Origin of the sequence: Pseudoalteromonas sp. NCCP-2140, assembly GCF_023708065.1 — a bacterium.
Lineage (GTDB): Bacteria > Pseudomonadota > Gammaproteobacteria > Enterobacterales > Alteromonadaceae > Pseudoalteromonas.
Window position 1 is genome coordinate 418,006 of sequence record NZ_BRCZ01000004.1, and the last position, 25,260, is coordinate 443,265.

Here is a 25,260-nt window from a genome sequence, read left to right on the forward strand (position 1 = left end):
AAATCGTTAATGATTTTTGATTGGTAAGAGAGGAGCTGCGGCTCCTTTCTTTTTGTTTGGTACTAGCTGCGTTTTTACAAACTGCTTAGTGTATTTTGCGTTTAGTAGTGCACTTTGTAGCTGCTGTTTTTTACGTCGCCAAAACGACTTTTTAACTTTTACTGATCTATCACGAATATCACTTTGTGAATTATCAGGTTGTGATACCGGGTAGGGCAGCAAAGAGTATCCATAAACACCGGTTTCCCATACATGCTGTAAATCGCAGTCAACGGGGCGGCCAAATATGGCTGTGGCTTTTAATAGCGCTTTTGCACCTTCAAAACTAACAGCAGTTGCACAGCAGCCAGACATAAGCTTTTTATGAATAACTAAGTGTTGCTCATCAGCAAGGGGCTTTGTAAAGGCAATTTCCCGATTTCGGTCTTTATAAGCGGCCAATTTTATTAGCTGCCAAGGCTGTTTTAATGTACTAATGTTTTCAATTGCACTGTGAATAGAGCGGTCGAGAACAAAGTCATCTTCTAAAATAATGGCGTAATCTAATTGCCTATCGACAATGGTTTGCCATGCTTTTCTGTGACTCAGGTAACAGCCAATTTCACCTTTACTCAATGGCTTATGGTATTTTTTTATATTTAAATCAGCACTATAGTGCTTGGCTATCTCTGTATCAGACAGCTCTCTACCATCAATTGCATCAAGGCGTTCAAATGCCAAATTTTGTGCGTTGAGCTCATGGCTAACACGGTTTAATCGTTCAGTAGAGCTTGCTAAGTTAATTACAAAAATAGCGGTCATTATCGTTACCTGATGGTCAGTTTGAATCAGGCTAACAAGCTTTAATGACGCTTGGGTGTCAGAACTATTTCGCTTTTATGTCAGGGCGAGGAGTATTTAAAATCGCTTGCTTTTCTTGTTCGGATAAAATGATCCAGTCAAAAATCTCATCATTACTGCGACCACAGCCAGTGCAATAGCCATTTAGGCGATGACATTGACCGATGCAATCTGTTTTAAATTGGCTGGTTGGTTTTTTTGATTTTGTCATAGTGATGTGAAGGCTAATATAGCCTTCATGAGTGTATTACTTACCTTCAATTGGCTTACCAATTTCAAGCGTGGTAGACCAAGGCTGTTTGCGTGATAGGGTTTTACCCGAATGAATTGAGATAACAGGGTTGTTTTCGTCAAGCACAAACGTGGTGCGTAACGATTCAGCTGACTCTTTTTGTGTTTGGTGCCAATTATTACCCGCTAAACAAGCTTGGGTAAAATTAACTGCACGAGTGTGATCAGCGACAGCTTGTTGCTGTTGCTCGTAGTTGCCTACACAGCGGTAGGTAACATTGTCTTTATCAAGCGCCGTGATTTGACAGTTATCGGCAATAAGGTTGTATTTCGCTGTCCATGTTTCCATGTATTTAGTATTTACACGGCTACGTTTTAAGCCTTCAAAGCGGTTGTCGTAAGCACCTAATAGGGCGTTGATTTTCTCGCAAGGGGTTAGGTTATCAATGGCCGCTTGTTGTTCAGTTGTTAGTCCTGTACAACCTGTTAAAACAAGGCCAGTTAGTAAGGCGGCGAGTGGCTTTTTCATATCAGGCTATCCTTTTAAATAGCAGTTCCTTAAACGTTTCCTAAAGGATACCTAAGCCCTTGTAAAAATGCTAATAAAGATTGGTAATTACAATTTAAAATGCCTTCGCAAAGGAAGGCATTTTAGTTGCTAATAACGGTAAAGCGTGGGCTTACATCTTAGTTTTACCAGCAATGTTGGTTACTTTTACTGAGCCAGAGCCATCGTTTAGTAACTCAAAGTTTGCTGCAGTATCAACGCGAATGCTGCCTGAGCCATCTGAAACGACAACATCACCCGAAATATCATTTAAGTCGATACCGCCTGAGCCATCATGTACTTCAATATTGCCCTGTGCGTTGGCAACATCAATATTACCTGAGCCGTCATGAATTTTAATATCACGGCTGATATTACGTGCCTCTATGCTACCCGAACCATCATTGATTTCTAATGTGCCTGTAATGTCATTTGCGGTAATTGAACCTGAACCATCGTTGATCACAGTATTCGCAACTTTGCTAATGATAATTTCGCCAGAGCCATCGTGTACATCAACATTAAATGAGCGAGGGATCGCAACAGTTAAATCAATGCGAGTTTGCTTATTGGTGTGGTAATCGCACTGGCCTGCACTAAGCGCTGCGTTATTGCCTTTGGCTTCAAGGTTTAAACAGTATTCATCATGAGGCTTTTCTTGATAAATCTCGGCTTTAACGGTTACTTCATCACTGTCACTACCGGTAATGTGTAAAAAACCAGAGCCTGCTTCTACTTTTAAAGCGCTTAATGAGGCTGCATCTAGCGTTAGGTTTTTAGTTTCTTGTAGTGGCATATCACCCCAAGCAAATGTTTGTGCTGATAATAAGCCTGCGGCAATGAGTGAAAGCGTTTTTACTGTACTTAACATGGTTCTTCCCTTTCATATGTGTGGTGTTATTAGCTTAGTCGCAAGTGCTGATAAAAAAGGTTTAAAGGCTTTAAAAACTTTTTTACACAAATAGGCAAGAAAGCGCGAGCTTCAGGCATTTATGGTTTTTAACTATGCTTTAGACTGAAATAGTAGACCATAACCTAAGCAAGCCAAGGAGAAACATATGAGTGATTCAGCGCAAACAAACGATATGCAAGTAATTAAGTCAGGTTCTCAAGATCCAATTGCAGGGCCAGCAGAATGTTTCACAGGTAAAGTGCAAATTAGTACTTTATTTAATGCACCAGCACCTGCTCGCGTTGGTGTTGCTGTGGTGGAGTTTTCAAAAGGAGCTCGCACAAATTGGCATTCTCATCCACTCGGCCAAGTATTATTAGTTACAGAAGGTCAAGGTTGGACACAGTGTGAGGGTGGTGAGAAAACAGTCATCAATCCAGGTGATTTAATTTGGTGTAACTGCGGAAAGAGGCACTGGCATGGTGCGACTGCTGATAGTGCAATGAAGCATGTAGCAGTTCAAGAAGCACTCGATGGTAAACCTGTTGACTGGTTCGAAGCTGTTTCAGATGAAGATTATTTAGCATAAGGTACATTGAAATGTGTGACAAACATGAAACGCAAGACTTATCACGTCGTAATTTTATTAAAACGAGTTCAGCTTTAGGTGCAGGCCTTTTATTAGGTGGCTTTGCGGCGCCTTCATTTGCAGCATCATCTGAGCAGCTTGCAAATGGCAATATAAAATCTCGTGGCTATGCGGCTTTTGATAATTCAGGCTTACTAAAACCATGGGAATTCGAAAGACGCCCAGTAGGCGATAACGATATTTTAATCGAAATTAAATTCGCCAGTATTTGCCACTCAGATATTCATCAGATGAAAGGGCATTGGGGCGCACAGCAATACCCTCAAGTACCAGGTCATGAAATTGCAGGTATTGTAACTGCGGTCGGTAAGAATGTGACTAAGTTTAAAGTGGGCGACCGTGCTGGTGTAGGCTGTATGGTTGATAGCTGTCTTGACTGTAATAGCTGTAAAGATCAAGGCGAGCAATATTGCCCAGAAACAAAATTTACTTATGGCTACCCTGATGAGCGCTCACCGACAGGTATCACACAAGGTGGTTACTCGAATAACATTGTTGTTCGCGATCATTTTGCAGTGCATATTCCTGAAAACATTAGTTTAGAGCATGCTGCTCCTTTATTATGTGCCGGCATTACAACGTATTCTCCGCTGCTTAAATTCAACTTGAAAAAAGGCGATAAAGTAGGTGTTGTTGGTATTGGTGGGCTTGGGCACTTAGCTGTTAAATTGGCTGTGTCACAAGGTGCTGATGTCTATGCATTCACAAGCTCTAAAGATAAAGTAGCCGATATTAAAGCCTTTGGCGCTAAAGTGGTTGTTGTTGACGGTGAAGACGCTTACAACGAGCATAAGTCGCAGCTTGATTATTTAATTAATACCTTGCCAGTGAAATATGATATTGCTAAATATGCTTCATTAGTAAAACCATTCGGCACGTACACTCAAGTGGGCATGCCAGAAGAGTTTTCATTAAATATGAATGCATTAGCATTGGCTGCAAGCCGCGTAAACTTTAATGCTTCGTTAATTGGTGATATGCAAGAAACGCAAGAAGTTGTTGATTACTGTGCTAAGAATAATATTCTGCCAGCAACCCAGTTAATCAAAGCCTCTGAAATCAATAATGCATGGCAAAGCGTGGTGGAGAAAAAAGCGCGCTATCGTTATGTAATTGATGCCTCGACATTTTAAATAATTTTTAGATTGAGTAAGCCAAACGCCATACCCAGTATGGCGTTTTTTGTTGTTCCTTTTTTATTCGGTTATTTATCGCTTAAAGAGCGAATACTGCCGTAAAAACATATCATTATTTTTTTCTTTTGCTAACTTAAACTCTTTGGCCTCCATGGAGTAATAATGAAAAAAATAACCTTCCTGAGTACGTTGTTGTGCACTAGCTTTTTTGTTTGTAGCGAAGAAACAGATACAACCTTGAACGCTTATGCCGCTGGGTACGTCGCCAATTTTACCTGTAGTGCCACGTTTAACGCTGGCAAAAGCAAAGATCAAATCGATATTGATGAACTTACCGGTATTTATCCTTTAATTGCAGATACTGTAAAAACACTAAAAGCGAACATTGATACTGAGCATAAACGAGTCATTGTTGATTACGATAAAGATAAACAACGTATATCGGTGTGGCGGCCTCGTTTAGGCTGTGTTGATTTACCCGTAGGGGCAAGCCTTAAAGCTGCAAAACTCGTGCAAGCACCGTTTAAAGAAAACTTAGCCTACCAAAAGGATGATGGTAAGCCTTGGCAAATGCTAAATGGTGTTAATAAAGCGACGGGCAATAAGGCGCTTGATGAGGTTATTGCACAGGCTTTTACTCGTCATTATGGTGAAGGCGCACGAACTTCGGCAATTTTAATAGCAAGCCCTGAGGCGATTATTGCAGAGCAATATAAAGCCGGTTTTACCCCTGAAACTGCCCAGCGTACTTGGTCTGTTGCAAAAAGTATTGGCGCGAGCATTATTGGAGTGGCGGTAGCGCAAAAGCGACTTGATGTTATAAAGCCTGCGGGGCTTGAAAGCTGGTCTCATCCGCTTGACCCACGTGGCGAAATTACCCTTGAAAACTTACTTCACATGGCATCAGGTTTAGACAGTAATAAAGCGGGCAATCGTACGGATCGTGTCTATATGGGCGGCGGTTTAGTGTCTGATACTGCAACGCATACTGCATTAGAAGTAAAGCCTGGTAGCCGTTGGAAATACGCTAATAACGACACCATGTTAGCGCTACGTACCTTACGAGAAACGTTCAACGATGAAGCGAGCTATTTGCGTTATCCATATGACAATTTACTCGATAAAATCGGCATGCAGCACACGTTTTTAGAGTCAGATTGGCAAAGTGACTTTATTTTGTCATCGCAAGTGTGGACTACTTCGCGGGATCTTGCTCGCTTGGGGCTATTACACCTGAATAATGGCCGCTGGCAAGGTGAGCAAATATTACCAAAAGACTGGTTAAGTTATATTAGTAAACCTGCCCCTGCTCAACCCCCTGTAACGGCACCGGGATACGGCGCACAGTGGTGGCTTTATAACGAACGTTTTCCTGAGTTACCAAACGATACCATTGCAGCGCGAGGCAACCGTGGTCAATTTTTAGTGATCATTCCAAGCGAGCAGTTAGTGATTGTTAGGCGAGGGTACGACCTTGCAGGGCTTAAAGGCTTTAGTGAGCATGATTTTGCTCGTGATGTTTTAAAAGCACTGGGCAGATAAAGTCAGGCAATAAAAAAGCTGCTTTGTGGCGTACAGAAGCAGCTTTGCTAACTGGAGAGTTAGTATCTACTACAAGGGCTCTATAGTGACATCCGCTTGGCCTAAACTTTTAAAAAACTGACTATCGCCCGTTATTTTGCCAAGTTTTATAAGACCATTTGCATAACTTTGCTGCTTATAAAAGAGCGCAAGGTTACCCCAAGGTGCGTAATAAGTGATGTCTCCTGCGTTGGCATCGGTGCCAGTAGGTAAGCCTTGTAGATTTAATTTCTCTGGTAAAGTGGCAATTTTCTCAGCATTGGCAAAGTCTTCTACTTTTAAAGTCAATGGTAGAAGTTGATAAAAATGCTTAGCGGCATTGTTACTTTCTAGAGTCGCTTGCATAGTTTTGCCGTTACTGGTGAACTTTATTTGCATTTCACTTACCATCTTTACTGCTTTTTTAAATATTGCTTATCTGTTACTGGCTCTAACCAATCAACAACCTTACCGTCTTTTGATTCTTGAATAGCTAAGTGCATCATGGCTGTTTTATCTGTAGCACCGTGCCAATGTTTAACATTAGCAGGAATATGTACAACGTCACCTGGTTTTATAACCTGAGGTTGTCCATGCCACTGATTAACCCAGCCCATACCTGATGTAACAATTAAGGTTTGGCCAACAGGGTGGGTGTGCCAGTTTGTTCGAGCGCCGGGCTCAAATGTTACCATGGCACCAGCGGCTTTCGCTTCGCCATGAGCTTGGAAACTAGGCTCGACGCGTACTTTGCCCGTGAAATACTTGTCGAGCCCAGTCATTGGGTACTGAGTGCCATTTTTTTGCACTGTGATTTGCGGTAATTCTAAACGTTGTGAAGAGGCGTTTTCTGCATGACTAAATGCACTCATCGTTAAGATAAGGGTACCGATAATATACTTCATACTTTTCTCCATGTGTTTGTAACCGAACGAATCTTCATTTTGGCTAAAAACTGTGCCTTTAAAAAGTACAATGCACGCAAGTTATTGCCTATTAGTCCGAGGCGGCAAATTTATCACTGGTCAATATTGTATAACCGAGCGTATAGTTAAGTATCTTGAATTTAATTGGGTTGGTTATGCATTCAGATTATGATGCTATTGCTAAAATGAGCGCTGCTTTAGCAGATAAGATTGCGCCGCTTATTGGCCAGCAAGAAACCGCTGATAGCGTGATTGAGGATTTGTTTTTTTATCGACAAACACAGGCCGCGACCTCTTGTTCAATGTGTGTGGTTGAACCAAGTATTGCACTGGTGCTACAAGGGGCAAAAAGCATGACCTTGGGCGAAGATGTGTTCAAGTATGACCCACACAAGTATTTGATTACCTCTATTGATTTGCCTGCAAAAATGCAAGTTCTTGAAGCAAAAGACGACGCACCTTATTTAGGCTTAGTGTTAAAGCTTGATTTGGCTATGTTAGGTGAACTGATTTCGCAAATACCGCTCGACAAATTAAACAAGCAATCACTCAATAAGGGAATGACCTTAGGTGAGATGACAGAGCCGCTACTTAACGCTTTTACACGATTAATTGATCTGGTTGATGATCCTGAGTCTATGCCAGTGCTTGCGCCATTAATTAAACGCGAAATTTTTTGGCGTGTACTTAACAGTGAGCATGGGGCAGAGCTTCGCCATATAGTGTCAACAGGTAGCCAAGGGCTGAGAATTGCTCGTAGTGTTAAGTGGTTAAAAGAAAACTATGATCAACCCTTGAGTGTAGAGGACTTAGCGGGTCTTGCTAAAATGAGTAAATCGACTTTCCACCATCATTTTCGAGATCTAACTTCAATGAGTCCGTTGCAATATCAAAAGCGTTTAAGGTTAATGGAAGCTAGAAGGTTGATGGTTGGCGAGAGTATGGATGCCTCAGGTGCTGCTTTTAAGGTTGGCTACGAAAGCCCTTCACAATTTTCTCGTGAGTATTCTCGGTTTTTTGGTTTATCACCAAAACGAGATGTTGAGGCGTTTTTAGCAACGGCTAAATAGCCGGCTACATATAATACCAATGGGCAATAATAGTTAATTAAGCGAATTGGTATAAAAAACGAATGGGCATATCCCTATGTCCCATTCGTTACCATGACACGTTTTAGTTAAAGGCTTGCTTTGAAAAATTCAGCAATTTTAGTGAATGGAATTAAACCCACATCATCATATAAATCAACATGACCTGCATTTGGTACAACCAATAATTGTTTAGGTTCAGCTGCTAAATCATAGGCTTGTTGGCTAAACTCAAATGAGTGAGCGTGTTCACCAGCAACAAACAGCAATGGACGTGGTGAAATAGTCTCAATATCGTTAAATGGATAAAAGTTCATAAAACGCACATTGCTGCTTAATGTTGGGTGTGTTGTTAAATCTGCTGATGAACGCTCTGGTGTATATTCACCACGCTCAGTGCGGTAAAAGTCATAAAACTCTTTTGCAATTGGGTGTGAGCTTTCATCAATGTGATGGGGGCAGCCGCCAGTGTATTGTACTTCGCCACCAAGGTACTCAACATTACGTTGCTCTGCAGCCTCATCCAGCATATCTTTACGCATATCAAGATCAATAGAGTTGCCTAAACCATTGCGCGTTGCGCCACCCATGTCATACATACTAACTGTTGCCACAGCTTTGATACGTGGGTCAATTTTTGCGGCACTAATGATGAAACCACCACTACCACATACACCTAAACCACCAATGCTTTCTTTGTTGACGTATGAACGGCTAGCAAGGTAATCGACACCGGCACTGAATGACTCTGCGTATAAATCAGGTAGTACAGTATTACGTGGTTCGCCGTCACTTTCGCCCCAGAAGCTAAGATCAACTGCCAAAGTTACAAAGCCTAGCTCTGCAAGTTTAGTTGCATATAAAGTAGCACTTTGCTCTTTTACCGCACCCATAGGATGACCAATTACAAGTGCTGGAAGATTCGCACCTTTCTCTGCATTTTTAGGTGTAAAAAGATTACCGACTACATTCATTTGTAATTGGTTTTTGAAAATTACTTTTTCAAAGTTAACAGCATCGCTTTGGTAAAAATTATCAGTTGAGGTTGTCATAACACTCTCCTATTTTTTGATTAACAGGGACTGCAATTTGTTTTCACAATGCAGCTTTGATGAGGTTATTGTCGGTTATTTGTGCAGTTTGGCGTTATATTAGAACAGTCGATTTATTGCCTAAAAGTGTCGAATGTATCTTTAGGTGCTTAAAATGAACATTAGGTAGCCCAAGTATGAGCCACCTAATGATTTTTTAGGGTGTTTTTATAGTGAAATAGCTGGCAATAGCTGCAAAAAATAAGATAGCTGCGCTAACAAAGAAGGTAATAGGGTAGTCATAAACATCGAATAATATGCCGCCGAATGTTGAGCCTAGCGCTATCGAAAATTGAATAATTGCTACCATCAATCCTCCTGCAACTTCAGCATCTTTTGGTAAAGCACGAGCTACCCAGCTCCACCAAGCAACAGGCGCTGCAGTTGCAATTAACCCCCATAATCCAAGTAATACGATGTTGATGTTAAAAAGAGATATTTGATTAGCTAAACAAAATGCTATTAAAGCCATAACCGTAGGGGCAGCTATTAAGGCAAACGCTAAACTGAGTTTTATGACCTTACTGATCAATAAGGTGCCAATAAAGCCTGCAAAACCGATAACAAATAACACTATAGAGACTTGTTGGCTGGTGGCTTGAAACGCTGACTCTAAAAAGGGCCTTACATAGGTAAATAAAGTAAATTGCCCCATAAATAGCAGCGCGACAGCTAGCATACCAAAACGGACGAGTGGCTTTTTAAATAACTTAAATGCAGAAAAAGGTCCTTTTGATTGCTGCTGAGCTGGCATGCTAGGCAAAGCCTGCCATTGCCAAAATACAGCAATAGCAATAAATGGCACTAAACACATAAACGCGCCTCGCCAGCCAAGAACACTGCCTAAATAACTGCCAAGTGGTGCTGCAATTATCATGGCAAGACCATTACCACCATTAAATACTGCCAGTGCTTTAGGCACTTTTTCCTCGGGAACTAAGCGCATTGCAGAAGCAGTTGAAAGTGACCAATAACCACCAATGACTAAGCCGATTAACGCACGACCAAGCATATAAACAGTGTAACTATCAGCTACAGAGATTGTTAAAGTTGACAGTAGCATTATAAAGGTCAGAGCGACTAGTAAGGTCTTTCGGTCACTTTTAGCAAATAAAGGACTCATGAATAGACTCGTGATCACCGCAAAAAAGCCCGATATTGCTAACCCCTGACCAACCATGCCTTTACTAATTGATAAATCTTCAGCCATAGGTGTTAATAAGCTTACAGGCATAAACTCGCAGGCTATTAAGGCGAAAATACATAATGTCATCGCAAAAACCCCACTCCAATTAGCTTGCTGCTCCATAGGCTGATCATCTTGATAGGTTGAGTAATTTGTCATGCTAGTCCATACAGTTAAATGTGATGGAGTATTTTTTCAGACATAGGTTGAATAGACTAGCTAATGAATACTAATATGCTTTATTAGTAATACTTATTAATAGGCTGGTGGATGATCAAACAAAACCTCAATGAATTGAACTATTTTGTCATTGTGGCAAGAACTGGCAGTTTTACGCGTGCTGCGGCCCAGTTAGGCGTGACTCAGTCAGCTTTGAGTCAGGCTATTCGTTCACTAGAAGCAAATTTAGATATTCGTTTGTTAACCAGAACAACTCGAAGCGTATCACCGACACTCGCCGGGGAGCGTTTACTCAATGCAATAGGGCATCGTTTTGATGATATTGAAAATGAGTTAGAAGCGTTAACTGAACTCAGAGACAAACCTGCGGGCACGGTAAAAATTACTTGTGGTGATTTTATCATTCAGAACACATTACTCCCAAAACTGGCCAATGTATTAAAGCAATACCCCGATATTAATATTGAATTTAATGTTAACTATGGCTACACAGACATTGTTGCTCAGCGTATCGACGCTGGCGTTCGTCTTGGCGAAACTATAGATAAAGATATGATTGCAGTGCCTATTGGTAAAGAGCTCAATATGGCAGCCGTTGCAAGCCCTGAGTATTTTACTAAGCATCCAAAGCCTAACACGCCAAAGGATCTTACTGCACATAATTGTATCAACATTCGTTTTCCGACCCATGGCGGTTTATATGCGTGGGAGTTTGAAAAAGAGGGGGAGGAACTCAATGTGAATGTACGCGGTCAATTAATCTTTAATACCTCTCATCATATTGTTGAGGCGGCGTTACAGGGGTTAGGTATTGCGTTTCTACCTGAAGAAGAGTTTGGTGAGCATATTAAAAATGGTAATTTAATTAAAGTGTTAGCTGATTGGTGCCCCGCATTTCCCGGTTATTATTTGTATTACCCGAGCCGAAGGCAACCGTCTCCGGCATTTAAAATTGTGTTAGAAGCGTTAAAACAGCAATAGAGTGCGGTATTTAGATACCACACTCTATATTTATTACTTATGGCGGCCTTGTAAACAGCTCACCACATCAGCCAATGATAGGCCTTGGCGCTGTAATAACACAGTTAAGTGATACAATAAGTCTGCCGATTCATTGGTTAATTCATCGTTATCATGTTTCATTGCTGCAAGGGCAACTTCAACACCTTCTTCACCCACTTTTTGGCAACTACGGCTTAAGTCTTTTGCAAACAAAGATGCAGTGTAGCTTTTGCTCGGGTCATCGTCTTTACGCGAGACAATCACTTGTTCAAGCTCAGCTAAAAACGACAAGCTAGGTTTAGCATCATCGCCGAAGCAGCTTTGTGTGCCTAGGTGGCATGTTGGTCCAAGTGGGTTTGCCAGTACTAATAGTGAGTCGTAATCACAGTCGGTGTGCACAGAAACGACTTCAAGGTAGTTTTCTGATGTTTCGCCTTTGGTCCATAAACGCTCTTTAGAGCGCGAGTAAAAGGTTACTTTTTGTTTGTCGAAAGTGGCAGCTAATGCGTCTTGATTCATAAAGCCTTGCATTAAAATCACCCCAGAGCGTGCGTCTTGCACGATAGCTGGGATCAACTCGCTTTTGGCAAAGTCGACTTGAGAAAGAGTGTCTTTGGTTAATTGCATAGTCTTGCCGCTACATTATTATCAGTTAAAAATTGTTTTAGTTCGCCAATATCAATGACGTTCTTGTGAAATACGCTGGCAGCGAGGGCGCCATCAACTTGGCTTTGTTGAAACACATCAACAAAGTCTTGCATCGTACCTGCGCCGCCCGATGCAATTAGTGGAATATCGCACAGTGCACGCATTTTTGATAGCTGAACATTGTCGTAGCCTTTACGCACGCCGTCTTGGTTCATGCAATTGAGTACAATTTCACCAGCGCCTAGGTCTTGCACGCGCTTAACCCACTCTTCGGTTTTATAGCGAGTACGGCTTGATGCATTTGGGTCGCCAGTCAGCTGGTACACTAAATATTCGCCAGTGGTTTCATCATAAAAGCTATCAATACCCACAACCACGCATTGTTTACCAAACTCATCGTGTAACTCTTTGATAAGCTCAGGGCGAGCAATTGCAGGGCTATTAATACTGATTTTATCTGCACCACGTTCTAAAACACGTGCTGCATCGGCAACAGATTTAATGCCGCCCGCCACACAAAATGGAATATCAATGTGGCGTGCAATATTCTCAACCCAATTGACATCAAGTAGGCGTTTTTCGACGCTGGCACTGATTTCATAAAACACCAGTTCATCCGCACCGGCATCGCTGTAAGCTTTGGCAAGCGTTAAAATATCACCAACCACTTCATGGCCTTTAAATTTAACACCTTTAACGACTTGGCCGTCTTTTACATCTAAACAAGGGATTATGCGTTTTGATAACATGCTAACGCCTCCTCAACATTAAAGGCACCATCGAGTAATGATTTACCTAAAATAACACCGCCAACACCCAGTTTTTTTAGTTTTGCAATATCATCCAGTGAGCTTACACCGCCTGATGCTTGAACTTTAATCTCGCTGTTGTGGTTGGTTAAATCTTCATAAAGTGCAAACGAAGGGCCGGTCATGGTGCCGTCTTTGCTGATGTCAGTACACAGAAAATCAACCACACCCAGTGCCACGTAAAAATCAACCAGTTCGAACAAGCCAAACTCAGATTCACTTAACCAACCATGTGTTGCTGGTGCCCAGCCGTTGTCAGTTTTATTAACATCTAGTGCGATAACAAAGTGTTCACTGCCAAATTTTTCAATCCAGGCCTTTACTTGCTCACGCTTTTCAACGGCCATTGAGCCAATCACGACTTGGTTAGCACCGGCTTCAAGCCAGTCAGCAACATCTTGCTCAGAGCGAATACCACCGCCCACTTGATAAGGAACATTAAGCGCTTTAGTCGCAGCTTGAATGTGCTGCCACTGTTTTTTATTTGGATCGCGCGCGCCTTCTAAATCAACTAAGTGCAGTTTGCCTGCGCCGCTATTTGCATACTCTTGTAAGCGTGCGCCAAGTTCGTAAGGGTAAAATTGTGCGGTATCATACTTACCTTGGTATAAGCGCACAATTTGGTTTTGTAATACATCGAGTGCTGGAATAATCACGTTTATTTCTCTTATTTTTTTGCTGCGCTTACAGCTGCCAATCTAAAAAGTTTTGTAAAAGTCGGGTGCCTACTTTGGCGCTTCGCTCTGGGTGGAACTGCATGCCTGCGTAGTTATCTTTAGCAACAATTGCTGAAAAAGCTTGTCCGTATTCACCGCTAACTAGGGTGGCATCGTTCACTGTGTGAGCAAAGCTATGCACAAAGTACACTTGATCTTGCGCCGATAACCCTTTGGTGAGGGCATGCTCTTTTAATACGCTTAGGTCGTTCCAGCCCATGTGCGGTGAAGTTAATTCACCTACATCTAAGTGCTTAACAATACCTGGAATTTTGCCAAGGCAATCAACATTGCCTTCTTCAGTGCTGTCGCAAAGTAATTGCATGCCTAAACAAATGCCCATCAACGGACGCTGATATTCATCAATTGCTTGTTGCCAACCACCGTCTTTTAAGCGTTTCATGGCAACAGAAGCATGACCTACGCCGGGTAAAATGGCACGTTCAAAGCCTTTTAGTTGCTCAGGTGAGGTGATAACCTCAGGCGTTTTCCCTAAGCGTTCAAAGGCAAAACGAACAGAGTTAATGTTGGCGCAACCGGTATTAATTATGGCAATCATAAACACCCCTTAGAGCTTGCTGTTTGTTGCGAAGCATCTTTTGCAATCGCAGCGCGAAGTGCTCTTGCAAACGCTTTAAAAAGGCCTTCAACTTGGTGGTGACAATTACCATTGCTAACCGACAAAATAAGGCTCATGGCGGCATTATCACTTAAGCTTTTAAAGAAGTGCTCAACCATTTGTACGTCTAAGTCGCCCACTTTTTCACGGCTAAAATCGGCGTTTAATACAAATGAGGCGCGACCCGATAAGTCAATTTGCGCTTCTGCTTTACATTCATCCATAGGGAGTGCAAAGCCATAGCGACCAATTTGCGTTTTTGTACCTAGCGCTTGTTTAAGGGCAAGGCCAAGTGCAATGCCGATATCTTCAACTAGGTGGTGCTCATCAATGTGTAAGTCGCCAGTGGCTTGAATATTAAGTCCGATATTGGCGTGTGTACGAATTTGGTCAAGCATGTGGTCGAAAAAGCCAAGGCCAGTGCTAATTTCGCCATTTTTTGTTTGGTCTAAATTAACTTGCACATCGATTTGTGTTTCTTTGGTATTGCGAGTGACACGGCCTTCACGGTTCGCGGTTGTCAGCTTAGTGACAATGGCATCCCAGCTGCCGTCATACAAAATGCCTTCACAACATAAGTTATTGGCAAGTCCAATATCAGTTTGGCGGTCACCAATCACAAATGAGCGTGCTAAATCGACTTTACCTGAGCGCATAAGCTCAGTAAGTAAGCCAGTTTTTGGTTTACGGCAGTCACAATTTTGTTCATCAAAGTGAGGGCAAATCAGAACTTCATCAAATTTAATCCCTTGGCTGTTTAAGATATCCATCATCTTGTCTTGGGCAATATCAAAATCAGCGGTCGGGAAGCTATCAGTGCCTAAACCATCTTGATTAGATACCATAACAAGGCGGTAACCTGCCGCTTGAAGTTGTAATAGAGCAGGGATCACATTCGGCAAGAACACTAATTTTTCTAGGCTATCAACCTGTTTGTCGGTGATAGGCTCTTCGATAATCGTGCCATCGCGGTCAATAAATAAATACGGGTTGCTCATGATAATTCCTGTTCTACTGTATTGCTGGTCAGTGATAAGCCATCTAACCAAATTTTTACTTGTTCTAGTTCTTGCTCGTTACCGATAGAAATTCGTAACCAATCATTTTTGCCATACAAGGTGAAGGCACGCATCACGAGTCCTTGCTCAAGTGCGATATTAAATGATTGTTTGTCTTTTAATTTCAAGGTGACAAAGTTACCTTCACCGCTCAGTACTTTGATAACAGCAGGTGATTGCTCGAGCCAACTTTTTAGTTTGCTTTTTAAGCTATTTAGAATAGTCACCTGACGGCGCATTGAAGCGATGTTGTCACTACTTAATGCGTCTGCTGCAATGCTCGCCACTACCGTTGATACAGGGTATGGCGCAATCACTTTACGAATAGGCGCAAGTAGCTCGCTGTTGGCTAATGTGAAGCCTGTTCTTAAACCCGCAAGTGCAAATGCTTTTGATAAGGTTCTTAGTACCACAAGGTTACTAAACTCGTTGATCAGGCTTGCCGCTGTTTGTTCTGGGCAAAATTCTATATAAGCTTCATCAACCACTACAATCGCTTTACCCGAAAGTTGTTGAGTGATTTTTCTGATTTTGTCTAGGCTCGTTATGCTGCCGGTAGGGTTATTTGGATTACAGATAAACACCAGCTTTGAATCAGCAACCGCAGTGACAATCTCATCAACCGTGCCTTTTAATAACAGCTCTTGAGTTAAACCGTTAATCGCAATGTTGTGGGTATCAGCAGTCACTTTGTACATGCCGTAAGTTGGCAAAAAGAGTGCAATGCTATCTTTAGCAGGGCTACAAAAAGTACGTACTAATAGCTCAATACCTTCGTCAGCGCCACGAGTCATCAGTACTTGCTCAGGCTCTAAATTAGCATAGCAAGCGTAACGATTGATCACTTGCTGAGGCTGCGGATCTGGGTAGCGATTTAAATCAGCTAAATTGATATTTGGCGTACGTGAATAAGGGCTTTCATTGGCATTTAACCAGGTTGTGCCTGTTAGCTTTTCACTTTTAGCCGAACTGTAGGCTGTAAGCGCTGCAATGTTATCTGGCAACAGCGTTGTTATTTTTGAATTATCGCTCATTGTTCATAGCCTCAAGACGAATCGAAACAGCATTGGCGTGAGCATCAAGCCCCTCTGCTGCAGCCAAAGGTAAAATTGCTTTAGATAATTCACGTAAGCCATTTTTACTGATAGTTTGCACTGTGTAAGTTCTAAAGAAGTCCAGTAAGTTTAAGCTCGAATAGGTCGCGCTGTAACCATACGTTGGTAGTACGTGGTTAGTACCCGATGCATAGTCACCGGCAGATTCCGGGGTGTAATCACCCACAAATACTGAGCCGGCATTTTTCACTAAGCTTAAATAAGGCTGCGCATCAGCAAGCTGAAGAATAAGGTGCTCAGGGCCATATTCAGCAGACACCGCAAAAGCTTGCTCAACCGAGTCGACTAATATCAAGCTTGAATTAGCAAGGGCTTGCTCGGCGGTGTCTTTACGACTTAACTTTGCTAGCTGCTCTGTTAATGCTTGCTGTGTTTTTTCAATAATGCGTTCGCTGTTACACAGTAAAATAACCTGTGAATCCGCACCGTGCTCTGCTTGCGATAATAAATCTGCCGCAATAAACTCTGGGTTTGCACGCTCATCAGCAATCACTAGCACTTCAGAAGGGCCCGCTGGCATATCAATCGCCATGCCCGGAATAGTTTGCGCAACAAGTTGTTTTGCCATGGTGACAAAGCTATTTCCCGGGCCAAAAATCTTGTTCACCTTAGGCACTGATTCTGTGCCGTATGCCATTGCTGCAATCGCTCCGGCGCCGCCACTTTCTACAATGGTTTTAATACCACATAGTTTTGCCGCATATAAAATGGCTGGGTTGATAGTTTCATCGGCTTTTACAGGTGTAGTAAGCACAACGGTTTGTGCACCACTTAACTGTGCAAGTACCCCTTGCATAATCACTGACGATGGCAGTGGCGCACTGCCACCTGGCACGTAAATGCCTACCGCTTCAATGGCTTGATATTTAAGTTCACACAATACGCCAGGTTGCGTTGTTAACTTAATGTCTTTTGGTAATTGTGCTTGGTGAAAACGTTTTACATTGGCATAGGCCGTTTCGATGGCGGCTTTTAATTCGTTTGATAATAACTGCTCAGCTTGGTTTATTTCTTCAACTGGCACTAATAAGCGAGGTGTTTCGCGCTTATCAAACTCTTTTGCCATTTTTAATAACGCTGCGTCACCCTTAGTTTTAACTGCATTTAAGATATCGATGCAAATTGCTTCAACCTCTTTACTTGCAGTAACAGCAGGGCGGGTAAGTACCGCCTGCTGTGCTTGTTGATTTTCCTCATTCCAGCGAAACATGGATAATTACTCCATCATTTTTTCAATTGGCATAACAAGAATTGAGTTGGCACCCAGTGCTTTTAACTGTTCCATTGTTTCCCAGAAAAGGGTTTCGCTGCTAACCATGTGCAGTGCTACATAATCGTCGCTACCAGCAAGCGATAGTAAAGTCGGTTGGCCTGTGCCAGGTAGTAAGTCGCATACTTCATCAAGTTTTGCTTTTGGTGCGTGTAGCATGATGTATTTACTTTCTTTTGCTTGGCGCACACCACGTAAACGCGGCATTAACGTGTTGATTAAATCAAGTTTGCTTTGATCAGTAAGGTCTTTGTTTTGAATTAAACATGCATTTGATTCTAAGATGGTGTCGCCTTGCATTAAGCCATTAGCTTCTAAGGTTGCGCCAGTAGACACTAGGTCACAAATTGCATCAGCTAAACCAGCACGCGGTGCAACTTCAACAGAGCCTGTTAACATGACTGTGCTTGCATTAATGCCTTCACGTTTTAGGTACTGGCTTAAGATTTCTGGGTAGGTAGTGGCAATGCGTTTACCTTCAAACCAGCTTTTATCTTGTGGACCAAGTTCTTGTGGCCATGCAAGTGCAAGGCGGCAGTAACCAAAATCAAGCTTAGAAAGTTTATTTACCTCGAATGCCACGCCTTGGCGCTCGCGTTCGGCTTGTACTTCGACTAGTACGTTTTCACCAACGATACCTAAGTCACACACACCGTCCATTACTAGGCCCGGAATATCGTCATCTCGCACGCGTAGTACGTCAATTGGCATGTTGGTAGAGTGTGCGATTAAACGTTGTTCACGAAGATTTAATTTAACACCAAGTTGCTTTAGTAACTCTTGGCAGTCTTTTGATAAGCGGCCGCCTTTTTGGATGGCGATTCGTAAACGGTTGGTATTGCTCATTATTCATTTTCCTTTAATTCAAAAACTAAAAACCCCGAGGGAACCTCAGGGCGAAAATAAATAATTTGGTTGATTGCTCGCCAGAGGTTCCTTTTAGGAATAACCTCTCAGCGAAAAACCTGACAGGCTATTCCGGTGAATGATGGTGATGATGGATAGTTGTCAGATTGAAGCGCATAATTTTTCCTGTATTGCACTCGTTTGTATAAACCAGTGCGTAAATCTGTTTAAATAAGTTACGTATATAGATAAACATGCTTTGCTAATCTTTGGCAAGCATTTTTTTGCGAAATTAAAGTATATGCTATAACTGCCGATAATAAATGGATAGATAGGAGGTACAAATGGATATCATGATCCCCTTTTTAGGTCGAATTACGCGCTTACAGTTGGAAAGTAAAGGTGCGTTCCATATTGCGGGCGTAAAAGATGCGAACGTGCAGCGAATTGAGCTCGAAAAGCGCCAAAAGCGTGAAATAGAACGCCGCAAAAAAGCCTCAAAAAAAGAAGATAAAGGCAACAAAAGTGTCATAGAAGAAGATGAAGAGGGTAATAAACACCTAGATACATGGGCTTAATACTCCATATAAGAATTTGTTTTTATGCAACTGTGCGGTTTTTTCTGCTAACGTTAAGAAACACTTGTGTTGTAACTTACAAGGCAATTCAATGGAACGACCCTCAGTGCCATCAAATGAGCAAGCTAGGCTTGAAGAGCTTCGCTCATTAGATGTTTTAGACTCTCAAAGTGAACCCGCCTTTGACCGAATCACTCGCCTTGCCCAACAATTTTTCTCTGTACCCATTTGTGTTATCAGTTTAATTGACGAGCACAGACAGTGGTTTAAGTCATGTGTAGGGCTCGATGTAACTGAGACCGCAAGAGATATTTCATTTTGCGCCCATGCAATTTTATACAAAGACCCGCTTGTGGTTGAAAATGCCTTAAACGATAAGCGTTTTGCTGATAACCCACTGGTAATGGGAGACCCAAATATTCGCTTTTATGCGGGTTGCCCAATTACACTTAAATCAGGAAATAGAATTGGCACTTTGTGCCTTATCGATCATCAACCACGCAGTTTTAACAAACAAGAAATTAAAGCCTTACAAGACTTTGCAGCAATCGTCGAGCGAGAGTTTGCAATCATGCAATTAGCGACTACCGATGAGCTTACCTTACTGCCTAATCGTCGCGGCTTTATTGGCACTGCAGAGCATTACCTTGATTTATGTATTCGCCAGCACTTAAAAGCAAAATTAGTGTTTATTGATTTAGATAACTTTAAAACAATTAACGATAAATTTGGTCATGCCGCTGGCGATAGAGTACTGAAAGATTTTGCAGGATTACTAGAGAACTGTTGTCGCAAAGCGGATTTATATGCACGTTTGAGCGGTGATGAGTTTGTGATTTTATTTACAGATTTAAATAGCAGCGAATGCGATACTATAATGCAGCGCTTGTTGTTATCATTCAGTGACTTACCTAATAGCTTTAATAACCAAGTTGAACTTGGCTTTTCTTATGGTATTGCCGATTTTTCTGATCAGCAACCTTGTTCACTGACGAAGTTACTCGCTGTTGCAGACGCGCGAATGTATGCCGATAAAGCACAAAAAAAGGCTCGATAATCGAGCCTTTAAAGTAAAAAGCAGTGCTTAATCTTTCGCTTCTGCTGATTGAATACTACTTTGGATCAACGGCGAAATTGTTAAACCTTGTACGATAATCGAAAAGATCACAACTACGTAGGTCACAATTACAATTAGGTTGTGAAGGTCAGAGCCTGCAATCATCACTTGATCGCGTGGGATAGCAGCTGCCATTGCCAGTGCTAAACCACCCCGTAAGCCACCCCAAGTGAGTATTTTCACTGAGTGCTTATCGTATTGGCGATACTTTTTAAAGAACACAAATGGCGCACCTACACTTATAAAACGAGCTAGCAACACCACAGGTACCATTAGTAAACCTAAGCCAATTTCTTCAAGGGTAATAGGCATAGTGACGATGAGCATACCGATAATCAAAAACAGCAAGGCGTTTAAAAAGCTATCGGTGGCATGCCAAAAGTCTTTCACGTAGCGAGTATCTTCAGGCCCAGTACGCTCTGTTGCTTTTGAACGAGTAATATTGCCAAGTAAAATACCACTGGTGACCATAGCAAGTGCACCTGAGATTTCCCAAATATTCGCTGCTGCAAAGCCGGCTGTTGGAATGGTCAAGGTTAGTAGCAAACGAATGTTCACATCGCGGCTATTAATAATTAAAAAATGCCCGACTAACGCAATCACGAGACCAAACACGATACCGCCAATTGCATCAACTAAGAATAACTCTGCAACGTCAGTAAAGGTGGCTTCGGTGCCATAAAAGGCCACTGAAAATATCGTTGTGAAAATCACCAAACCAATACCATCATTAAACAAAGACTCACCTTCAACTTGCACAGAAATACCTTCTGGGGCTCGCATTTGTTTAATAATGGCTAACACTGCAATCGGGTCGGTTGGGCTGATTAAAGCACCAAACAACAAGCAGTAAATAAACGGTACTGGCCAGCCTACAAAAGCAAACAAATAATAGCTTAAGTAACCAACAATGACCGTTGAGGTAATGGTTGAAAATAATACTAATGCGGTAATTTCCCACCGTTGCTTACGAAGGGCTGCTAAGTTGATTTCCAGCGCACCTGCGAATAGCAAAAAGCCGAGCATGCCTTTTAGTAGCAACTGATTAAAGTTGATACTAGAAACAATTTGGGTCATTTCGAGGGCGGTAGTATCGCCAAGCATTTTAACGGCAAGAATAAGTAGTAAAGAAATAACAACAGAGCCAGTTGTTATAGCAATCGTAGTTTGCATTTTGAGGATGAATTGGTTAGCAAAAGCAATAAAAATAGCTAATGCTGAAAGAAAACAAATGAGGTACCAAGCATTCATTGTTTGACCTTAAATATTTGTATAACAAGACGCAGAAAGCAGTCACTTTCTGGCCGCATATAGTACGCCTCTAAAATAGGTATGTCACAGTGTTTATGCGATTTTTATGACATTTTAGAGTAAAAATTCAAGGCGCTGATTGCATATGTATAATCGCTGTTAATAATGTCTCAAAAGAGACAAAATAAACCTGATAAAAGCGCAATAGTGATAACCTGAGTTAGGTCAATCAGCCTGTTTAAATTGAGCTGATTCTTGGCTGGTATTAATTGCCCTAATTGGATAAGGGATCACAATTCCTTCTTCTGCGTAACGTTGATGTAATGCTTTGATAAAAGCAGATTTCACCCAAAAGCGGTTAAAGTACTCTTTTGCTCTTAACATCACCGTAAAATTGATGCTTGATTGATCGAATGTATGAAAGACCACAAAAGTTTCGTAATCATCGACGCCCCATTCATGGCTTTTTAATATCTGCCTAGCAACATCCAACGTAACCTGCTCAACTTTTTCAAGGTCTGAGCTATAATGCACTCCCACTTCAACGGGGACGCTGAGCTCTTTTTCTGGGTAAAAATAGTTAATGATGCGCGATTTAGACAGCTGACTATTGGGGATGACTATCATGTTATTTGGCAACATTTTTACCCAGGTTGAGCGCCAACCGATTTTCTCAACAAAGCCTTGATCGCCACTTTCAAGCTCTATAAAGTCGCCGACCCGAATAGGTTTATCAATCACCAACTGAACGCCAGAAAAGAAGTTTTCGAGTGTCGGTTGTAAAGCCAAAGCGACGGCAAGAGAGGTAATGCCCAAAGAGGCAATAATCGGAGTGATTGATATGCCTAACGTACCTAATAACACCAATAAACCAACACATACAATTGCGCAGCGGATCAAGCCTTTAATGATGCTATGACTATTCGAAACAACTACTGAGCGGGCACTGTAATAATCAACGGTACCAAATAAGAAATGATCTAAAAATAACACTAAGGCAAAAATACAAATGGCTTTAGCAGTGGCCGCAATAGGTAAGGGGTGCTCAGCCATAAAGCCGGTGGTGTTTAATAACTGACCAAAAATGATCACAAGCACCATCATTGTGCACAAGGTCAATGGTGTAGACAGTGAGTCAACCAGTAATGAGTCGAACACAAAGTCGGTTCGTTGGGTCCATTTCTTTAAGCAATAGATGATTACAAACTTTAATAAAAACAAGGTTGTGGCGGCTAGTACAGTACCACCAATGACGACCAGCCATGGCTCATTTAGCCATTCGTTTTGTATTAGTTCAGTAATCATGCTTAGTCCTTAAACCCTAGATACTTGCCATTGCTGCAAGTTATGTACCCAGACTTTTTTATGGATATCTAATCCTTTTAGCTGTGAATCACAAATAATAAGGTGAGCAAAATAAAAACAAATAAAAGGTACAAATGTTTAATAAATGTTATTATTTTGTATCAATAAATTTACACTTCAAGTCAATCTGTTAACAATTAATAAACTTAAAATTTGGTATCCTACTGTTATTTAGGAACTTTTAATTTAGAGCTAATACTTTATTTGTAAATTTTTTGTTTCATTTTTAATTTCGCTCCATTCAATCTAGGCTGGTCATTAATCGGGAACAGTGCAGTCCGGTTACTAGGAAAATATTAAATACATAACAATCTAACGGAGCGTAAACGTGAATTTATCTAAAATCACATTAGCAACTCTTGCTGCTTTTGCTTTGACTCAAGCAACAAGTGCAGTAGCTGCGAACAAGAAATACCTAAACGAACAAACAGGGATTAACCAAGCTTTGCAAACCAATGCATCATCAGTATTGAGTGCAAATCCAAATCAGTTAGTTGGTTTAGGTGCAGGGAATGATTTAGTTGTATTAAAAGAAATCAAAACCAGTAACGGCAACACCACGCGCCGTTATCAGCAGATGTATCAAGGTCTACCTGTTATCGGCGATACGGTTAGCCTAACATTTGATGATAATGGTCAATTAAAACGTGCACATGGTGCAGCGGTGTATGACATTGCGGCAGACATCGACTCAGTCTCTCCGGCACTTAACAAGAAAAAAGCAATGGCGAAAGGCCTTGCTAATTCACCTGCTGCAATTAAATCGGTTGGGTTAAAAAAGCATAATGAACAGTCACGTTTAGCAATTTGGCTTGATGAAGATAGCGTTGCACACCTGGTGTATGAAGTATCTTATGTGACTTATGGCGATAACCCATCTCGTCCGTATCAAATTATTGATGCTAACAGCGGTGAAGTTTTATTTAGCTTCGATAACTTACAACATGCCAGTGCAACAGGCCCAGGTGGTAACTTAAAAACGGGTAAATACATTTACGGTACTGACTTTGATAGTCTAGATGTTACCCAATCTGGCAATATTTGTACGATGAATAACGCCAATGTAAGAACCATTAACCTAAATGGTAGTACAAGTGGTTCAACAGCGTATTCGTTTACATGTCCTGAAAATACTTTTAAAGAAATTAACGGTGCGTACTCGCCTTTAAATGATGCGCATTATTTCGGTAATGTAATTTTTAATATGTATAACGATTGGGTAGGCACTGCACCATTAACTTTCCAATTAAAAATGCGCGTTCATTACGGCAGTAATTACGAAAATGCGTTTTGGGATGGTAGTGCTATGACCTTTGGTGATGGTCAAAATACCTTCTATCCACTGGTAAGTCTTGACGTATCAGCGCATGAAGTAAGCCACGGTTTTACCGAGCAAAACTCAGGCCTCGTTTATTCTGGTAAATCAGGTGGTTTGAATGAAGCGTTCTCTGATATGGCAGGTGAAGCGGCCGAGTTTTACATGAAAGGCTCAAATGACTGGTTAGTGGGTCAGGAAATCTTTAAAGGTAACGGTGCATTACGTTACATGAATAACCCTACCCAAGATGGCAGCTCAATTGATCATCAAAACAACTATTACTCTGGTATGGATGTGCACTACAGCTCAGGAGTATTCAACAAGGCATTTTATAACCTTGCAACCACACCAGGTTGGGATACGCAAAAGGCGTTTGTTGTGATGGCGCGTGCTAACCAACTTTACTGGACAGCCAGCACAAACTGGGATTTAGCAGGTAATGGCGTGATGGATGCGGCGTGTGATTTAAGCTATGACCCAGCCGATGTTCAAGCGGCACTTGCGGCGGTGGGTGTGACTTCAAGCTTAAGTGCGGGTAGTAGCTGTGGTACGACTGAGCCACCTCCAAGCGGTGATGAAGAACTAACTAATGGCGTTGCGCGCACAGGGATCAGTGGCGCAGCGAAAGATCAAATGTTCTTTACTCTTGAAGTGCCAGCAGGTGCAACGAATTTACAATTCAATACAACTGGTGGAAGTGGTGATGCAGACCTTTACGTTATGTATGGCGCAAAACCAACACTGAGCAACTTTGATTGTAAAAGTACTTCATCTACTAGCACAGAAAGCTGCGCTATTAGTAATGTGCAAGCGGGTACTTACTACGTAATGGTAGAAGCGTGGAATCAAATTTCTGGTGTATCACTTACAGGTAGCTTTGATTCGGGCAGCGGTGGTGGTGTAACACCAATAAACCGTACTGAGTCTAACTTAAGTGTTGGCACAAATAGCTGGACTCGTTTCACGCAAGAGCTAGGTGCGGGTTATTCATCACTTGATGTGACTATTTCTGGTGGCTCTGGTGATGCTGACTTGTATGTGAACTTTGGTTCACAATCGACAACATCTAGCTATGACTGCCGTCCTTATAAAAACGGCAATAGCGAAACCTGCACATTTACAAACCCACAAGCGGGTACTTGGTATATCGACCTTCGCGGCTATCGCGCTGCAAGTGGTGTAACACTCACCATTTCGGCTAACTAGCCACCCTTTTAGGGAG

26 protein-coding genes are annotated in these 25,260 nt (G+C 41.8%); 8 read left to right on the forward strand and 18 right to left on the reverse strand.

Annotated elements, in window-relative coordinates; all coding sequences use genetic code 11:
- Nucleotides 1–6 precede the first annotated feature (6 nt).
- From NFU46_RS10985 to NFU46_RS11000, 4 genes are all read right to left on the reverse strand, one after another.
- Complete coding sequence (locus tag NFU46_RS10985) at nt 7–801, reverse strand: glycosyltransferase family 25 protein (RefSeq protein WP_251601804.1); 795 nt, start codon at nt 799–801, stop codon at nt 7–9.
- A gap of 64 nt (nt 802–865) precedes the next feature.
- On the reverse strand, nt 866–1,051 hold the full coding sequence (locus tag NFU46_RS10990) for a DUF1289 domain-containing protein (RefSeq protein ID WP_138600737.1): 186 nt from the start codon (nt 1,049–1,051) through the stop codon (nt 866–868).
- A gap of 36 nt (nt 1,052–1,087) precedes the next feature.
- Nucleotides 1,088–1,600: a hypothetical protein gene (locus tag NFU46_RS10995; protein ID WP_175080654.1), complete on the reverse strand. Its 513-nt coding sequence runs from the start codon at nt 1,598–1,600 to the stop codon at nt 1,088–1,090.
- 151 nt (nt 1,601–1,751) lie between these two features.
- Nucleotides 1,752–2,489 (reverse strand): hypothetical protein, encoded by a 738-nt coding sequence (locus NFU46_RS11000; protein ID WP_251601806.1) that lies wholly within the window; start codon nt 2,487–2,489, stop codon nt 1,752–1,754.
- A 187-nt stretch (nt 2,490–2,676) separates the two neighbouring features.
- Here NFU46_RS11000 and NFU46_RS11005 point away from each other — a divergent pair, with 187 nt between their 5' ends.
- The 3 genes from NFU46_RS11005 to NFU46_RS11015 all read left to right on the forward strand — a co-directional run bounded on the left by NFU46_RS11005 (nt 2,677) and on the right by NFU46_RS11015 (nt 5,837).
- A complete protein-coding gene (locus NFU46_RS11005; RefSeq protein WP_055021700.1) occupies nt 2,677–3,099 on the forward strand; it encodes a cupin domain-containing protein in 423 nt (140 codons plus the stop codon).
- 11 nt (nt 3,100–3,110) lie between these two features.
- Entirely contained in the window at nt 3,111–4,292 is a 1,182-nt protein-coding gene (locus NFU46_RS11010) for an NAD(P)-dependent alcohol dehydrogenase (protein WP_054563894.1), read from the forward strand.
- A gap of 165 nt (nt 4,293–4,457) precedes the next feature.
- On the forward strand, nt 4,458–5,837 hold the full coding sequence (locus NFU46_RS11015) for a serine hydrolase (protein ID WP_251601808.1): 1,380 nt from the start codon (nt 4,458–4,460) through the stop codon (nt 5,835–5,837).
- A gap of 69 nt (nt 5,838–5,906) precedes the next feature.
- Here the strand turns inward: NFU46_RS11015 and NFU46_RS11020 are convergent, their stop codons facing one another.
- Complete coding sequence (locus NFU46_RS11020; RefSeq protein ID WP_251601810.1) at nt 5,907–6,254, reverse strand: cyclophilin-like fold protein; 348 nt, start codon at nt 6,252–6,254, stop codon at nt 5,907–5,909.
- A gap of 14 nt (nt 6,255–6,268) precedes the next feature.
- On the reverse strand, nt 6,269–6,760 hold the full coding sequence (locus NFU46_RS11025) for a cupin domain-containing protein (RefSeq protein WP_105181850.1): 492 nt from the start codon (nt 6,758–6,760) through the stop codon (nt 6,269–6,271).
- Between the two features lie 176 nt (nt 6,761–6,936).
- On the opposite strand from NFU46_RS11025, the gene NFU46_RS11030 reads away from it, so the two are divergent.
- Nucleotides 6,937–7,851, forward strand: coding sequence for an AraC family transcriptional regulator (locus tag NFU46_RS11030; RefSeq protein WP_251601812.1), 915 nt, complete (start codon nt 6,937–6,939; stop codon nt 7,849–7,851).
- A 107-nt stretch (nt 7,852–7,958) separates the two neighbouring features.
- Here the strand turns inward: NFU46_RS11030 and NFU46_RS11035 are convergent, their stop codons facing one another.
- Both NFU46_RS11035 and NFU46_RS11040 read right to left on the reverse strand, forming a co-directional pair.
- Nucleotides 7,959–8,921 carry an alpha/beta hydrolase gene (locus NFU46_RS11035; RefSeq protein ID WP_175081569.1) on the reverse strand — a complete coding sequence of 321 codons (963 nt, stop codon included), beginning with the start codon at nt 8,919–8,921 and terminating at the stop codon, nt 7,959–7,961.
- A 196-nt stretch (nt 8,922–9,117) separates the two neighbouring features.
- Nucleotides 9,118–10,305 carry an MFS transporter gene (locus NFU46_RS11040; RefSeq protein WP_251601814.1) on the reverse strand — a complete coding sequence of 396 codons (1,188 nt, stop codon included), beginning with the start codon at nt 10,303–10,305 and terminating at the stop codon, nt 9,118–9,120.
- Between the two features lie 111 nt (nt 10,306–10,416).
- On the opposite strand from NFU46_RS11040, the gene NFU46_RS11045 reads away from it, so the two are divergent.
- Nucleotides 10,417–11,307 carry a LysR family transcriptional regulator gene (locus NFU46_RS11045; RefSeq protein WP_251601816.1) on the forward strand — a complete coding sequence of 297 codons (891 nt, stop codon included), beginning with the start codon at nt 10,417–10,419 and terminating at the stop codon, nt 11,305–11,307.
- 33 nt (nt 11,308–11,340) lie between these two features.
- Here the strand turns inward: NFU46_RS11045 and hisIE are convergent, their stop codons facing one another.
- From hisIE to hisG, 8 genes are read right to left on the reverse strand one after another with little or no spacing between them, the layout of a single operon-like run.
- Nucleotides 11,341–11,955, reverse strand: a complete 615-nt coding sequence (gene hisIE / locus NFU46_RS11050; RefSeq protein ID WP_054552013.1) for a bifunctional phosphoribosyl-AMP cyclohydrolase/phosphoribosyl-ATP diphosphatase HisIE — start codon at nt 11,953–11,955, stop codon at nt 11,341–11,343.
- The gene (hisF, locus tag NFU46_RS11055) at nt 11,946–12,725 is read right to left on the reverse strand and encodes an imidazole glycerol phosphate synthase subunit HisF (protein WP_054563887.1); all 780 of its coding nucleotides are present in this window, start codon (nt 12,723–12,725) and stop codon (nt 11,946–11,948) included. The genes hisIE and hisF overlap by 10 nt, the downstream gene beginning before the upstream one ends.
- Nucleotides 12,707–13,441 carry a 1-(5-phosphoribosyl)-5-[(5-phosphoribosylamino)methylideneamino] imidazole-4-carboxamide isomerase gene (locus NFU46_RS11060; RefSeq protein ID WP_058584164.1) on the reverse strand — a complete coding sequence of 245 codons (735 nt, stop codon included), beginning with the start codon at nt 13,439–13,441 and terminating at the stop codon, nt 12,707–12,709. The genes hisF and NFU46_RS11060 overlap by 19 nt, the downstream gene beginning before the upstream one ends.
- Nucleotides 13,442–13,469: 28 nt before the next feature.
- The gene (hisH, locus tag NFU46_RS11065) at nt 13,470–14,060 is read right to left on the reverse strand and encodes an imidazole glycerol phosphate synthase subunit HisH (RefSeq protein ID WP_054563885.1); all 591 of its coding nucleotides are present in this window, start codon (nt 14,058–14,060) and stop codon (nt 13,470–13,472) included.
- Nucleotides 14,057–15,118: a bifunctional histidinol-phosphatase/imidazoleglycerol-phosphate dehydratase HisB gene (gene hisB, locus NFU46_RS11070; RefSeq protein WP_175081565.1), complete on the reverse strand. Its 1,062-nt coding sequence runs from the start codon at nt 15,116–15,118 to the stop codon at nt 14,057–14,059. The genes hisH and hisB overlap by 4 nt, the downstream gene beginning before the upstream one ends.
- Nucleotides 15,115–16,212 (reverse strand): histidinol-phosphate transaminase, encoded by a 1,098-nt coding sequence (hisC, locus tag NFU46_RS11075; RefSeq protein WP_251601818.1) that lies wholly within the window; start codon nt 16,210–16,212, stop codon nt 15,115–15,117. Before hisC ends, hisB begins: the two co-directional genes overlap by 4 nt.
- Nucleotides 16,202–17,503, reverse strand: a complete 1,302-nt coding sequence (gene hisD / locus NFU46_RS11080; protein ID WP_251601820.1) for a histidinol dehydrogenase — start codon at nt 17,501–17,503, stop codon at nt 16,202–16,204. Before hisD ends, hisC begins: the two co-directional genes overlap by 11 nt.
- 6 nt (nt 17,504–17,509) lie before the next feature.
- Nucleotides 17,510–18,409: an ATP phosphoribosyltransferase gene (hisG, locus tag NFU46_RS11085; protein ID WP_054563881.1), complete on the reverse strand. Its 900-nt coding sequence runs from the start codon at nt 18,407–18,409 to the stop codon at nt 17,510–17,512.
- A gap of 344 nt (nt 18,410–18,753) precedes the next feature.
- Here hisG and NFU46_RS11090 point away from each other — a divergent pair, with 344 nt between their 5' ends.
- Both NFU46_RS11090 and NFU46_RS11095 read left to right on the forward strand, forming a co-directional pair.
- Nucleotides 18,754–18,987 (forward strand): hypothetical protein, encoded by a 234-nt coding sequence (locus NFU46_RS11090; RefSeq protein ID WP_251601822.1) that lies wholly within the window; start codon nt 18,754–18,756, stop codon nt 18,985–18,987.
- A gap of 91 nt (nt 18,988–19,078) precedes the next feature.
- Nucleotides 19,079–20,044, forward strand: a complete 966-nt coding sequence (locus NFU46_RS11095) for a sensor domain-containing diguanylate cyclase (protein ID WP_251601824.1) — start codon at nt 19,079–19,081, stop codon at nt 20,042–20,044.
- Between the two features lie 27 nt (nt 20,045–20,071).
- On the opposite strand, the gene NFU46_RS11100 is transcribed toward NFU46_RS11095, so the two are convergent.
- Complete coding sequence (locus tag NFU46_RS11100) at nt 20,072–21,355, reverse strand: sodium:proton antiporter (protein ID WP_251601826.1); 1,284 nt, start codon at nt 21,353–21,355, stop codon at nt 20,072–20,074.
- A 225-nt stretch (nt 21,356–21,580) separates the two neighbouring features.
- Nucleotides 21,581–22,660 (reverse strand): mechanosensitive ion channel family protein, encoded by a 1,080-nt coding sequence (locus NFU46_RS11105; protein WP_251601829.1) that lies wholly within the window; start codon nt 22,658–22,660, stop codon nt 21,581–21,583.
- Nucleotides 22,661–23,048: 388 nt separating this feature from the next.
- Between NFU46_RS11105 and NFU46_RS11110 the strand changes: the two genes are divergently transcribed.
- A complete protein-coding gene (locus tag NFU46_RS11110; protein WP_251601831.1) occupies nt 23,049–25,244 on the forward strand; it encodes a M4 family metallopeptidase in 2,196 nt (731 codons plus the stop codon).
- Nucleotides 25,245–25,260 lie beyond the last annotated feature (16 nt).